Origin of the sequence: Amnibacterium sp. CER49 (assembly GCF_029846255.1) — a bacterium.
In the GTDB taxonomy this organism is placed as follows: Bacteria; Actinomycetota; Actinomycetes; order Actinomycetales; family Microbacteriaceae; genus Amnibacterium.
Genome location: NZ_JARVWQ010000002.1, coordinates 865431 through 878910, shown reverse-complemented (window position 1 = coordinate 878910; position 13480 = coordinate 865431). Strand labels below are relative to the sequence as shown.

Here is a 13480-nt window from a genome sequence, read left to right as displayed (position 1 = left end):
GGTTCTGGAATCGGGGTCGAACGCGACATGCTCTCGCGCCTCGGCTCCGCACCGATCGCACGAGGTGCGCGGGAAGCGCCCGTCGCCTCGGAAACCGTGGGGCGTAAGGACCCCGAACGCTCAGTGACCGAAGTCGAACCACGTGTGCGTGACCGCCGGGCATCCCGCCCCGGTCGTATCCCTCGCAGCCGCCTCGCCGCGCTCCGCGTGGCGGAGCTGCGCGACCTCGCCACGTCGCTCGGCGTCGTGAACGTCTCCTCTCTCCGAAAGGGCTCCCTCGTGGACGCGATCACCGACAGCTACGACAGCAACCCGAGCACCGAGGAGGCGGAGGCGGCGCAGCTGCCGCAGACCGCCCCCGAGGAGCAGCAGATCCCCGGCGACTCGACGCCGGAGCCGACCCCGCAGACCCCGGGCGAGCCCGGCATCCCGGGTGCGCCCGAGCCGATCCCGGCTCCCGCGGAGCCCGGTGTCCCGCTCCGCGCCGACGAGGCCGCGCTCGTCGAGGCCGGCGCCGAGCAGCCCGCCGGCGACGGTGTGACGACCGACGAGGAGGCCGCGGTCGACGACCAGCAGGCCGAGGCCGACCCGGCCCCCGCCGAGCAGCAGTCCGGCGAGGGCGCGCCCGTGGCGGCGGTCGAGCAGGCGGAGGAGGCCGTGACCCCCGCCGAGGCCGAGGTCGACGCGCAGCAGGGCGGCGCTCCCGCCGAGGCCGTGGTCCCGGCCGACACCGAGACCACCGAGCCGGTCGACCAGCAGCGCGAGGAGGAGGCCGAGGGCGCCCCCGAGGGTCCCCGCCGCGCCGCGCAGCACGTGAACGCCGGGCTCACCGGCATCGCGGAGGACCTGCAGGAGCTGCAGCGCCGCGAGGCCGGCGAGGCGCCGGAGGAGAACCGCCACGACGGCGCGCACCCGGTCGAGACGGCCGAGGGCGAGGGCCGCCGTGGCCGTGGCCGCAGCCGCAACCGCGGTCGCGGGGGCCAGAACGCCCAAAACGGTCAGCAGGGCCAGGGCCAGGGCCAGGGGAACGGCCAGCAGCCGCAGGGCCAGCAGAACGGCCAGCAGGGTCAGCAGACGCAGGCCGAGGAGGCCCCCAAGCAGGAGCTGCAGCCCGCGAAGGAGCAGCCCGCCGCCCAGCCGCAGCAGGAGCTGCGCCGCGACGACGCGCAGGGCGACGGCCGCCGCGGCCGCTACCGCGACCGCAAGCGCCGCGGGGGCAACGAGTTCGACGAGCCCGAGATCCGCGACGACGACGTCCTCATCCCGATCGCGGGCATCCTCGACGTGCTCGACAACTACGCGTTCGTCCGCACCTCCGGCTACCTGCCCGGCCCGCACGACGTCTACGTCTCGCTCGGCCAGGTGAAGAAGTACTCGCTGCGCAAGGGCGACGCCGTCGTCGGTGCGATCCGCCAGGTGCCCGAGACCGAGCAGCCGAGCCGGCAGAAGTACAACGCGCTCGTCAAGGTCGACTCGATCAACGGGCTGCCGGTGCAGCAGGCCGAGGGCCGGGTCGAGTTCGGGCTGCTCACGCCGCTCTACCCCCAGGAGCGTCTCCGCCTCGAGACCGAGTCCCAGAAGCTCGCGACCCGCCTCATCGACGTCGTCGCGCCGCTCGGCAAGGGCGCGCGCGGCCTGCTCGTCGCGCCGGCGAAGTCGGGCAAGACGCTGATCCTGCAGTCGATCGCGAACGCGATCTCGAAGAACAACCCCGAGGTCCACCTCATGGTCGTGCTCGTCGACGAGCGGCCCGAGGAGGTCACCGACATGCAGCGCACGGTGAAGGGCGAGGTCATCGCCTCGACCTTCGACCGTGCCGCCGAGGACCACACGACGGTCGCCGAGCTCGCCATCGAGCGCGCGAAGCGGCTCGTCGAGCTCGGCTACGACGTCGTCGTGCTGCTCGACTCCGTCACCCGGCTCGTGCGCGCCTACAACCAGGTCGTGCCCGCCACGGGTCGCAGCGTCGCCGGCGGCCTCGACGCGGCCGCCCTGGCCCCGGCGAAGCGCTTCTTCGGCTCCGCCCGCAACGTCGAGAACGGCGGGTCGCTCACGATCCTCGCGACCGCGCTCGACGGCACCGGCTCGGCCGCCGACGAGGCCGTGCTCGAGGAGTTCGCCGCAGCCGCGAACACCGAGCTGAAGCTCTCGCGCCACCTCGCCGAGCGCCGCGTGTACCCGGCGGTCGACGTGAACGCCTCGGGCACCCGCCGCGAGGAGCTGCTCATGGGCCCCGACGAGGTCAAGGTCACGTGGCGCCTGCGCCGGGCGCTCGCCGGCCTCGACGACCAGGCCGCGCTCGACGTGGTGCTCGGCAAGCTCAAGGAGACCGGCACGAACGTCGAGTTCCTCGTGCAGATGCAGAAGTCGCTCCCGGGCGGACGGGGCGAGTGACCCCTCCGTCCGACTCGGCGGTCCCCGGCGGCGCGCCGGAACCGGCGGCCGGGGGCCCGTTCGCCTCCGTCGCGCCGCTCGTCGCGGAGCACGCGGACCTCGAGCGGCAGCTCGCGGACCCCGAGCTGCACGCCGACGCGGGCCGCGCGCGCCGCGTCGGGCGCCGGTACGCGGAGCTCGGGCAGATCGTCGCCGCGCACAACGCGTGGCGGCAGTACGCCGACGACCTCGCGGCCGCGCGCGAGCTCGCGGCCGAGGACCCGACCTTCGCCGCCGAGATCCCCGACCTGCAGGTCGCCGAGGCCGACGCCGCCGACCGGCTGCGCCGCCTGCTCATCCCGCGCGACCCCGACGACGGCCGCGACGTGATCCTCGAGATCAAGGCGGGGGAGGGCGGCGAGGAGTCGGCCCTGTTCGCCGCCGACCTGCTGCGCATGTACCTGCACTACGCGGAGTCGAAGGGCTGGCGCACCGAGCTGCTCGACGGCACCGAGTCGGACCTCGGCGGCTACAAGGACGTCTCGGTGGCCGTGAAGGGCTCGTCGAACGACCCGGCCGACGGGGTGTGGGCGCATCTCAAGTACGAGGGCGGCGTGCACCGGGTGCAGCGCGTGCCCCGCACCGAGACGCAGGGCCGCATCCACACCTCCGCCGCCGGCGTGCTCGTCTTCCCCGAGGTCGACGAGCCCGAGGAGGTCGTGATCGACCCGAACGACCTGAAGATCGACGTCTTCCGCTCGAGCGGCCCCGGCGGCCAGAGCGTGAACACGACCGACTCGGCCGTGCGGATCACGCACCTGCCGACCGGGATCGTCGTGTCGATGCAGAACGAGAAGAGCCAGCTGCAGAACCGCGAGGCCGCGCTCCGCGTGCTGCGCGCCCGCCTGCTCGCCGCGCAGCAGGAGGCCGCCGAGGCCGAGGCGTCCGCCGCCCGGCGCAGCCAGGTGCGCACCGTCGACCGCTCCGAGCGGATCCGCACGTACAACTACCCCGAGAACCGCATCAGCGACCACCGCACCGGGTACAAGGCGTACAACCTCGACTCGGTGCTCGACGGGGCGCTCGAGCCGATCATCCAGTCGGCGATCCAGGCCGACGAGGCCGCGCGGCTGAAGGCCCTCGCCGAAGCCCCGGCGTGACCGACGCGGGGGAGGCCCTCGCGGCCGCCGCCCGGGTGCTCGCCGCCGCGGGCGTCGAGTCGGCCCGGGCCGACGCCGAGCTGCTGCTCGCCCACGAGCTCGGCGAGAGCCGCGGCCGGGTGCAGGCGCTCGCCCTCACCGGCGGCGATGTCGACCGCGACGCGCTCGCCCGCTTCGCGCGGCTCGTCGAGCGCCGCGCCGACCGGGAGCCGCTGCAGCACCTCACCGGCCGCGCCGCGTTCCGAACGGTCGAGCTCGCGGTCGGTCCCGGGGTCTTCGTACCCCGGCCCGAGACCGAGGTCGTGGCCCAGCTCGCGATCGATGCCGCACGGGGCATGGAGGCGCCGGTCGTGGTCGACCTCGCCACGGGCAGCGGCGCGATCGCGCTCGCCGTCGCGGCCGAGGTGCCGGCGGCGGCGGTGACGGGGGTCGAGCGGAACGCGGCCGCGCTCGCCTGGGCGCAGCGGAACGCCGCCGACCTGGCGCTGCCCAACGCCCGGATCGCGCAGGGCGACCTCGCCGACGCGCTGCCGGAGCTGGACGGGGGCGTCGACGTCGTCGTCTCGAACCCGCCGTACATCCCCGACGGCATGATCCCGCGCGATCCGGAGGTGCGGCTCCACGACCCGGCGGACGCGCTCTTCGGCGGCCCCGACGGGCTCGACCCGATGCGGGCGGTGGTCGCGACCGCCGTGCGCCTGCTTCGGGCCGGCGGCCTGCTCGTCGTCGAGCACGGCGAGCACCAGGGCGAGGCGGTCCGGGCGCTGCTCGATCCCGCCGTCTGGGGGGCGCCGGCGACACATCCGGACCTCACCGGCCGCGACCGCGCGACCACGGCCCGTCGCCGCTGAGGCGCGCCGACGCATCGAGGCGGGCGGTCCCCGTTAGCATCGTGGGCATGGCGACGGTGGTCGACTGCGCCGACCCGGTCACGCTGCTGCCGGGCATGCGCGAAGCCCGCGCCGCGATCGCACGCGGCGAGCTCGTCGTCATGCCCACGGACACCGTGTACGGCGTCGCCGCGGACGCGTTCCAGCCCGATGCCGTGCAGCGGCTGCTCGACGCGAAGGGCCGCGACCGGTCGGCGCCGCCGCCCGTGCTCGTGCCCACCCGCGCCACCCTCGACGCGCTCGCGCAGGAGGTGCCACCCGCCGTCGAGCGGCTCGTCGAGCGCTTCTGGCCCGGGCCGCTCACCGTCGTGCTGCCCGCGCGTGCGAGCCTCGCCTGGGACCTCGGCGACACGAACGGCACGGTCGCGCTGCGCATGCCCGACTCCGCGATCGCCCTCGAGCTGCTCGCCGAGACCGGGCCGCTCGCCGTCAGCTCGGCGAACCGCACCGGCGAGCCGCCGGCGACGCAGGCGGCCGAGGCCGTCGAGCAGCTCGGCGAGAGCATCGCCGTCTACCTCGACGGGGGAGCGACGCCCGGACCCGTGCCCTCCACGATCGTCGACGCCACGGGCCTCGTGCGCGGCGACGGGCCGCTCACGATCCTCCGGCTCGGCGCGCTCTCCGAGGAAGCCCTCCGCGAGGTCGTTCCCGAGGCGTTCGAGGACCCGTCGGCGCTGCCCGAGCCGTCCGCGGACGGGGCGGGCGAGGCGGACGGGACCCCCGCGCGGACGGACGCGCCCGCGGACGAAGCGCCCGCGTGATCGTCACCCTGCTCGTCGCGCTCTGCGCGGCGGTCGTCACCTTCCTCATGTCGATCGTCATGTGGCGGGTCGGCGTGAAGTACCGGCTGTACCCGAAGATCCGCGCCCGCGACGTGCACACGACGCCGACGCCGCGGCTCGGCGGGATCGCGATGTACCTCGGCGTGCTCGCCGGTCTGCTCCTCGCCTCGCAGATCCCGTTCTTCCACCTCGTGTTCGGCGACGGCACGCAGATGATCACGATCGTCGCCGCCGCGACGCTGATCGTCGTGATCGGCGTGCTCGACGACTTCTTCGACCTCGACTGGTCCACGAAGCTGATCGGTCAGGTGCTGGCGGCCGGCCTGCTCGCCTGGCTCGGGGGGCTGCAGATCGACTCGCTGCCGATCGGCGGCGTCACCGTCGGGTCGACGTGGTCGTCCCTCGCGCTCACGCTCTTCACGGTCGTCGCGGTGATGAACATGATGAACTTCATCGACGGCCTCGACGGGCTGGTCGCCGGGGTCGGCGTCATCGCCAACGGCACCTTCTACCTGTACAGCTACATGCTGATCCGGCTCGTCGACCAGACCAACTACTTCAACCTCGCCTCGCTCATCTCGGCCATCGCCTTCGGGGCATGCCTCGGCTTCCTGCCGCTCAACTGGCATCCCGCGAAGCTGTTCATGGGCGATGCGGGGAGCCTGCTGCTCGGCCTGCTCATGTCGGTGTCGGCGATCAGCGTGACCGGCTCCATCGACCCGATCCAGCTCTTCCACAACCGGGCTCAGTTCGCGCCCGCGTTCCTGCCGCTGCTGCTGCCCTTCGCGATCCTCATCGTGCCGCTGCTCGACTTCAGCCTGGCGGTGATCCGCCGCCTCGCCGCCGGGAAGAGCCCGTTCAGCGCCGACCGCAAGCACCTGCACCACCGGCTGCTCGACATGGGCCACAGCCGCTTCCACGCGACGCTCATCTTCTACGCCTGGACCGCGGTCATCTCGGTCGGGTCGCTGCTGTTCTTCGTCGCCCGGCCCTACTGGTGGGCGTGGGTGTTCATCGCCGGCGGCCTCGCCGTCTGCGCGCTCGCGACGCTCGCGCCCCTCTCGCACCGCAAGCGCCGCGAGTACGAGGTGCAGCGCGAACCGGTGTCGACGACCACCACGGAGATCGCGGTCCTCGACCCGCTCGACAAGGCCGGCAAGCAGAAGGAGCGCCACGCGTGACCGCCACCACCCCCCGCTTCGACACGAGCGGCACCGTGCTCCGGCGCGCCCTCGTCGGCGGCGTGGTGCTGAGCGTCGCCATCGGCGTCGTCGCGGGCCTCGTCGGCCTCCTCCTCGCGGGGCCCGGGGGACTCGCCTCCGGGCTGATCGGCGCCCTCTTCGCCTTCCTGTTCCTCGGGCTCACGATCGGCGGCCTGATGGTCTCGGCGCGGCTGGTGTCGGACGTGAACCCGGTGCCCGCGATCGTCGTCGTGCTGGTCGGGTTCCTCGCGAAGGTGGTGCTGTTCGTGGTCGCCATGGTCGCGCTCGGGCACCAGCCGTGGGTGCAGCCGATGGTGCTGTTCGTGGCGCTCGTGGCGGCCGTGCTCGGGTTCCTCGTGCTGGATGCCGTCGTGGTCATGCGAGCCCGCATCCCGGTCGGAACGGTCGACTGAGGGTCCCCTCCCGATTGGTCGGGCGCGTTCGCGCCTTGATAGGGTGGACGCCGTTCGACCCCATCACCACCGTGCGCCCCGTGCACCTTCGGTTCGGAGACAGCCCTGATTCCCCACCTCGTGCCCGTGGCCGCGGCGAGCGGATTCGAGCCCCCGACGATCGCGGACTTCTTCCCCGACGTCGTCCTCTTCGCGGGCACGCCCTTCGCGATGAACCGCGTGATGCTCATCCGCGTCCTCGTCATCGTGCTGCTCGCGATCTGGCTCTGGTTCGGCACCCGCAGCCTCAAGCTCGTGCCCGGCCGCGGCCAGGTCATGACCGAGTTCCTGCTCAACTTCGTGCGGAACAACATCGCCATCGAGACCCTCGGTGAAGAGGACGGCCGGCGCTGGATGCCGGTCATCATGACGATGTTCTTCCTGACGCTCGGCATGAACCTCACCGGCGTGGTCCCGGGCCTGCAGATCGCGGGCACCGCGGTGATCGGTCTGCCGCTCGTGCTCGCGATCATCGCCTGGGTCCTGTTCATCTACGCCGGCTTCCGCAAGCTCGGCTGGACCTACCTGAAGAACGCGCTCTTCCTGCCCGGCGTGCCGTGGCCGCTCTACTTCCTGCTCACGCCGCTCGAGCTGCTGTCGACCTTCATCGTCCGGCCGATCACGCTGACGATGCGACTGCTCATGAACATGGTGTCCGGGCACCTGCTGCTCGCCCTGGTCTACGCCGCGTCGTCGTTCTTCCTCTTCACGCTGCTCCCGCAGGGCAACCTCTTCGGCCTCATCGGCGTCGGCACGGTCGCCTTCGGCATCGTCTACCTCGCCTTCGAGCTGTTCGTCGCCGCCCTGCAGGCCTACGTCTTCGCGTTCCTCACGGCGATCTACATCCAGCTCGCGGTGGCGGAAGAGCACTGAACCCTTCCCTTCCCCACCGGGTCTCGTACCTCACTGAAAGGAACACCTGAATGCATATCGTCGGCTATCTGGCCGCCCTGGGCTTCGGCTTCGCCGCGATCGGCTCCGGTATCGGCGTCGGCATCATCGTCGGCAAGACGATCGAGTCCGTGGCGCGTCAGCCCGAGCTGCAGGGTCGTCTGACCTCGCTGATGTTCCTCGGCATCGCGCTCACCGAGGCCCTCTGCTTCATCGCGATCGCCATCGGCTTCATCCCGTTCCCCTCGCCGTGAGCGGCGGGTCCACGGCTAGACGAGGAGGGAGAGGGCGATGCACACCGCAGCGGTAGTTCTGGCGGAGTCGAAGGGCAACCTGCTCATCCCGTCGATCCCCGACCTGCTCTGGGGCACGGTCTCGTTCGTCGTGATCCTCGCGCTGTTCATCTGGCGCGTGCTTCCGCGGCTGAACGCGCTCCTCGACGAGCGCAGCAGGGCGATCGCCGGCCGCATCGACGAGGCGAAGCACGCCCGCGAGGAGGCCGAGCGCGTCCTGCAGCGGTACCAGGAGCAGCTCGCCGAGGCGCGCGTCGAGGCCGGCCGCATCCGTGAGCAGGCCCGCGAGGACGGCAAGCGCATCCTCGTCGAGCTCCGTGAGCAGGCGCAGGCCGAGGCCGACCGGGTCACCGCGCAGGCGCACCAGCAGATCGAGGCCGAGCGCCAGAGCGCGCTCGTCTCGCTCCGCAGCGAGGTGGGGCGGCTCGCGCTCGACCTCGCGTCCGGCGTGATCGGCGAGCACCTCGCCGACGACAAGAACGCGACGGCGCTCGTCGACCGCTTCCTCGCCGACCTCGATCTCGACCGCACGGGCGAGCAGGACACGACGAGGACCCGCTGATGGGCGCCGCGACCCGCAGCGCCACGGCCGCGGCGATCTCGGCGCTCGACGACGCCCTGCATCCCGGCCTCCTCGGCCGGCTGCACGGCGGCGCGACGGCGGACCTCGGCGACGAGCTGCTCGCCGCAGCGCGCGCGATCGCGAGCTCGAACCAGCTCACGTCGCTGCTCGCCGACCCGACGCTCGACCCGAAGAACCGGTCCCAGCTGATCCGGCGCGTCTTCGGCGACCGGCTCGAGCGGCGCGCGCTGCAGATCCTCGAGAGCATGGCGGCGTCGCGCTGGTCCGAGCCGGGCGACATCGTCGACGCGGTCGAGGAGGTCGGCTTCCGCGCCCTCGCGCTGCTGTCGGACGACCCGATCGACGCGCAGCTGTTCGCCGTGCAGCGCACGGTGTCGGCGACGCCCGAGATCGAGCTCGCGCTCGGCAACGGCGCCTCGCCCGTCGAGGCCCGGGTCGCCCTGGTCGACCGGCTGCTCGCGAACGCGTCGCCCGCGACGCGGTCCATCGTGCGTCACACGGTGCAGCTGCCGGGCGGCCGCCGCCCCGTCGAGGCCCTCGAGCGCGCGGAGCGCGTCGTCGCGGACGCACGCGGGCGTCAGGTCGCGATCGCCACGGTCGCGAAGCCGCTCACGCAGCAGCAGGTCGATGCGCTCGAGCAGCGCCTCGGCTCCGGCTACGGGCGTAAAATCGTGGTCAACCAGGTGATCGATCCCGCACTGATCGGTGGCGTGCGCATCGCGATCGGCGACGACGTCATCGACGGATCGGTCCGCACCCGGCTCGACGACCTCCGCCTGCGCATCGCGTAGCAGGCACCTCCTCCAACCGCTTCTTTTGAGAAGGGACGGTCGATGACCGACCTCAGCATCAGCCCCGACGACATCCGCAGCGCGCTCGCGGACTTCGCCGCCGCGTACGACCCCGGCAAGGCGTCGGCCACCGAGGTCGGCACCGTCGTCGACGCCGGTGACGGCATCGCGCACGTCGAGGGCCTGCCGAACGTGATGGCCAACGAGCTCGTCCGCTTCGGCGACGGCACCGCCGGCCTCGCGCTGAACCTCGACGAGAACGAGATCGGCGTCATCGTGCTCGGTGAGTTCTCCGGCATCGAGGAGGGCCAGGAGGTCCGCCGCACCGGCGAGGTGCTCTCGGTGCCCGTCGGCGACGGCTACCTCGGCCGCGTCGTCGACCCGCTCGGCGCCCCGCTCGACAACCGCGGCCCCATCGAGACCGACGGGACCCGCGCCCTCGAGCTGCAGGCGCCCGGCGTCATGATGCGCAAGAGCGTGCACGAGCCGCTGCAGACCGGCATCAAGGCCATCGACGCGATGATCCCGATCGGGCGCGGCCAGCGCCAGCTCATCATCGGCGACCGTCAGACCGGCAAGACCGCCATCGCGATCGACGCGATCATCAACCAGCGCGAGAACTGGGCCTCCGGCGACCCGGAGAAGCAGGTGCGCTGCATCTACGTCGCGATCGGCCAGAAGGGCTCGACCATCGCCGGTGTCCGCGGCGCCCTCGAGGACGCCGGCGCCATGGAGTACACGACCATCGTCGCGGCGCCCGCGTCCGACCCGGCCGGCTTCAAGTACCTCGCGCCCTACACCGGCTCGGCCATCGGCCAGCACTGGATGTACCAGGGCAAGCACGTCCTCATCGTGTTCGACGACCTGTCGAAGCAGGCCGCCGCGTACCGCGCCGTGTCGCTGCTGCTGCGCCGCCCGCCGGGCCGCGAGGCGTACCCCGGCGACGTGTTCTACCTGCACTCCCGCCTGCTCGAGCGCTGCGCGAAGCTGTCCGACGAGCTCGGCGCCGGTTCGATGACGGGCCTCCCGATCATCGAGACGCAGGCGAACGACGTCTCGGCGTACATCCCGACGAACGTGATCTCGATCACCGACGGGCAGATCTTCCTGCAGTCCGACCTCTTCAACGCGAACCAGCGTCCCGCGGTCGACGTCGGCATCTCGGTGTCCCGCGTCGGCGGCGACGCCCAGGTGAAGAGCATCAAGAAGGTCTCCGGCACCCTGAAGCTCGAGCTCGCCCAGTACCGCTCGCTCGAGGCGTTCGCGATGTTCGCCTCCGACCTCGACGCGACGAGCCGCCGGCAGCTCGCCCGTGGCGCGCGCCTCACCGAGCTGCTGCGTCAGCCGCAGTACTCGCCGTACCCCGTCGAGGAGCAGGTCGTCTCGATCTGGGCCGGTACGAACGGCAAGCTCGACGAGGTTCCTGTCGAGGACGTGCTCCGGTTCGAGCGCGAGCTGCTCGACCACCTGAAGCGCAACACCGACATCCTGACGACGATCCGCGAGTCGAGCCAGCTCTCGGACGAGACGGCCGAGTCGCTCGGCAAGGCGGTCGACGACTTCAAGCAGCAGTTCTCGACCGGTGACGGCGGCCAGCTCGCCTCGGTCGGCAAGGAGTCGTTCGAGTCCGCCGACCGCGACGACGTCGAGCAGGCGCGCATCGAGAAGCGCAGGTAGCCGGTGCCGGCGCAGCTCCGCGCCTACCGGGCCCGCATCCGGTCGGCGCAGACGACGAAGAAGATCACCCGCGCGATGGAGCTCATCGCCGCGTCGCGCATCGCGAAGGCGCAGCAGCGGGTGGCGGCGAGCCTGCCCTACGCCCGCGCCGTCACCCGGGCGGTGTCGGCCGTGGCCACCTACTCGAACGTGCAGCACGTGCTCACGACCGAGCGGGAGAACCCGACGCGCGCCGCCATCGTCGTCGTCACCTCCGACCGGGGCCTCGCCGGTGCCTTCAACTCGAACGCCCTGAAGAAGAGCGAGGAGCTCGGGGAGCTGCTCCGGCGTGAGGGCAAGGAGGTCGTCTCCTACCTCGTCGGACGCAAGGCGGTCGGCTACTACCGGTTCCGGCGACGCGACTTCATCCGCGAGTGGGTCGGCGACACCGACACCCCGTCGGTCGAGACGGCGCGCGAGATCGCCGAGGCGGTCGTGGAGAAGTTCGTGCAGCCGACCGACGAGGGCGGCGTCGACGAGATCCACATCGTCTACAACCGCTTCGTCTCGATGCTCACCCAGACACCGGAGATGCTCCGGCTGCTGCCGCTCGAGGTCGTCGAGGGCGTCGAGGAGCCGGAGCCCGGCAAGGCGCTCCCGCTCTACGAGTTCGAGCCCGACTCGGGCGAGGTGCTCGACGCGATGCTGCCGATCTACATCGAGTCCCGCATCTACCAGGCCCTGCTCGAGTCGGCGGCGAGCAAGCACGCCGCGACCCAGCGGGCCATGAAGTCGGCGAGCGACAACGCGGACAAGCTCATCCGCGAGTACACCCGCCTCGCCAACAACGCGAGGCAGCAGGAGATCACGCAGCAGATCTCCGAGATCGTCGGCGGCGCGGACGCGCTCGCCGGAACCCGCACCACCTGAGAGAGGCGTCGAACCAATGAGTTCAGCAACCGCCGTCCGTCCGGGCGAGGAGACGAAGGGCGGCGGCGTCGGCCGCGTCTCGCGCGTCACCGGCCCCGTCGTCGACATCGAGTTCCCGCACGACTCGATCCCCGAGATCTACAACGCGCTGAAGACGACGATCGTCCTCGGCGAGGAGGAGATCGAGCTGACGCTCGAGGTCGCGCAGCACCTCGGCGACGACCTGGTCCGCGCCATCGCGCTGAAGCCGACCGACGGCATGATCCGCGGCCAGGAGGTGCGCGACACGGGCGCCGCGATCAGCGTCCCCGTCGGCGACGTCACCAAGGGCCACGTCTTCAACGTCATCGGCGACCCGCTCGACGTGCCGGTCGACCAGCTCGAGATCACCGAGCGCTGGCCGATCCACCGCAACCCGCCGGCCTTCGACCAGCTCGAGAGCAAGACGCAGCTGTTCGAGACGGGCATCAAGGTCATCGACCTGCTCACCCCCTACGTGCAGGGCGGCAAGATCGGTCTCTTCGGCGGCGCCGGTGTGGGCAAGACCGTCCTCATCCAGGAGATGATCTACCGCGTCGCCGCGAACCACGGTGGCGTGTCCGTGTTCGCGGGCGTGGGTGAGCGCACCCGCGAGGGCAACGACCTCATCCACGAGATGGAGGACGCGGGCGTCTTCGACAAGACCGCGCTGGTGTTCGGTCAGATGGACGAGCCGCCCGGGACCCGTCTCCGTGTCGCCCTCTCGGCCCTCACGATGGCGGAGTACTTCCGCGACGTGCAGCGGCAGGACGTGCTGCTCTTCATCGACAACATCTTCCGGTTCACGCAGGCCGGCTCCGAGGTGTCGACGCTGCTCGGCCGCATGCCGTCCGCGGTGGGCTACCAGCCGAACCTCGCCGACGAGATGGGCGTGCTCCAGGAGCGCATCACCTCGACGCGCGGCCACTCGATCACCTCGCTGCAGGCGATCTACGTGCCCGCCGACGACTACACCGACCCGGCGCCGGCCACGACCTTCGCGCACCTCGACGCGACGACCGAGCTCTCGCGCGAGATCGCCTCGCGCGGCCTCTACCCGGCGGTCGACCCGCTCGCCTCGACGAGCCGCATCCTCGACCCGCGCTACATCGGCGAGGACCACTACCGGGTCGCCACGACGGTGAAGCAGATCCTGCAGAAGAACAAGGAGCTGCAGGAGATCATCGCGATCCTCGGTGTCGACGAGCTGTCGGAGGAGGACAAGATCACCGTCGCCCGCGCGCGGCGCATCCAGCAGTTCCTCTCGCAGAACACCTACATGGCGACGAAGTTCACCGGTGTCGAGGGCTCGACCGTGCCCCTCAAGGACACCATCGAGAGCTTCGACGCGATCGCGAAGGGCGAGTTCGACGACACCCCCGAGCAGGCGTTCTTCAACGTCGGCCCGATCACGGACGTCGAGGAGAAGGCCGCGCAGCTCGCGAAGGAGAACGGCTGA

13 protein-coding genes are annotated in these 13480 nt (G+C 71.7%); all 13 read left to right on the top strand.

The window, feature by feature from the left end; translation table 11 throughout:
- Positions 1-144 precede the first annotated feature (144 nt).
- The 13 genes from rho to atpD all read left to right on the top strand — a co-directional run bounded on the left by rho (position 145) and on the right by atpD (position 13480).
- Positions 145-2394, top strand: a complete 2250-nt coding sequence (rho, locus tag QDR37_RS14200) for a transcription termination factor Rho (RefSeq protein ID WP_279714883.1) — start codon at positions 145-147, stop codon at positions 2392-2394.
- Positions 2391-3533, top strand: coding sequence for a peptide chain release factor 1 (gene prfA / locus QDR37_RS14195; RefSeq protein ID WP_279714434.1), 1143 nt, complete (start codon positions 2391-2393; stop codon positions 3531-3533). The genes rho and prfA overlap by 4 nt, the downstream gene beginning before the upstream one ends.
- Positions 3530-4384, top strand: coding sequence for a peptide chain release factor N(5)-glutamine methyltransferase (prmC, locus tag QDR37_RS14190; protein ID WP_279714433.1), 855 nt, complete (start codon positions 3530-3532; stop codon positions 4382-4384). The genes prfA and prmC overlap by 4 nt, the downstream gene beginning before the upstream one ends.
- Before the next feature lie 47 nt (positions 4385-4431).
- Positions 4432-5184, top strand: coding sequence for an L-threonylcarbamoyladenylate synthase (locus QDR37_RS14185; protein ID WP_279714432.1), 753 nt, complete (start codon positions 4432-4434; stop codon positions 5182-5184).
- Positions 5181-6386, top strand: coding sequence for an MraY family glycosyltransferase (locus QDR37_RS14180; protein ID WP_279714431.1), 1206 nt, complete (start codon positions 5181-5183; stop codon positions 6384-6386). The genes QDR37_RS14185 and QDR37_RS14180 overlap by 4 nt, the downstream gene beginning before the upstream one ends.
- Positions 6383-6820, top strand: coding sequence for a hypothetical protein (locus QDR37_RS14175; protein ID WP_279714430.1), 438 nt, complete (start codon positions 6383-6385; stop codon positions 6818-6820). Before QDR37_RS14180 ends, QDR37_RS14175 begins: the two co-directional genes overlap by 4 nt.
- 126 nt (positions 6821-6946) lie before the next feature.
- The gene (gene atpB / locus QDR37_RS14170) at positions 6947-7732 is read left to right on the top strand and encodes a F0F1 ATP synthase subunit A (protein ID WP_279714429.1); all 786 of its coding nucleotides are present in this window, start codon (positions 6947-6949) and stop codon (positions 7730-7732) included.
- A 50-nt stretch (positions 7733-7782) separates the two neighbouring features.
- Complete coding sequence (gene atpE, locus QDR37_RS14165) at positions 7783-8004, top strand: F0F1 ATP synthase subunit C (RefSeq protein WP_279714428.1); 222 nt, start codon at positions 7783-7785, stop codon at positions 8002-8004.
- 37 nt (positions 8005-8041) lie between these two features.
- Complete coding sequence (locus tag QDR37_RS14160; RefSeq protein WP_279714427.1) at positions 8042-8605, top strand: F0F1 ATP synthase subunit B; 564 nt, start codon at positions 8042-8044, stop codon at positions 8603-8605.
- Entirely contained in the window at positions 8605-9417 is an 813-nt protein-coding gene (locus QDR37_RS14155; protein ID WP_279714426.1) for a F0F1 ATP synthase subunit delta, read from the top strand. Before QDR37_RS14160 ends, QDR37_RS14155 begins: the two co-directional genes overlap by 1 nt.
- A gap of 42 nt (positions 9418-9459) precedes the next feature.
- Positions 9460-11094 (top strand): F0F1 ATP synthase subunit alpha, encoded by a 1635-nt coding sequence (gene atpA / locus QDR37_RS14150; protein ID WP_279714425.1) that lies wholly within the window; start codon positions 9460-9462, stop codon positions 11092-11094.
- 3 nt (positions 11095-11097) lie between these two features.
- A complete protein-coding gene (locus QDR37_RS14145) occupies positions 11098-12003 on the top strand; it encodes a F0F1 ATP synthase subunit gamma (protein ID WP_279714424.1) in 906 nt (301 codons plus the stop codon).
- A gap of 16 nt (positions 12004-12019) precedes the next feature.
- A complete protein-coding gene (gene atpD / locus QDR37_RS14140) occupies positions 12020-13480 on the top strand; it encodes a F0F1 ATP synthase subunit beta (RefSeq protein ID WP_279714423.1) in 1461 nt (486 codons plus the stop codon).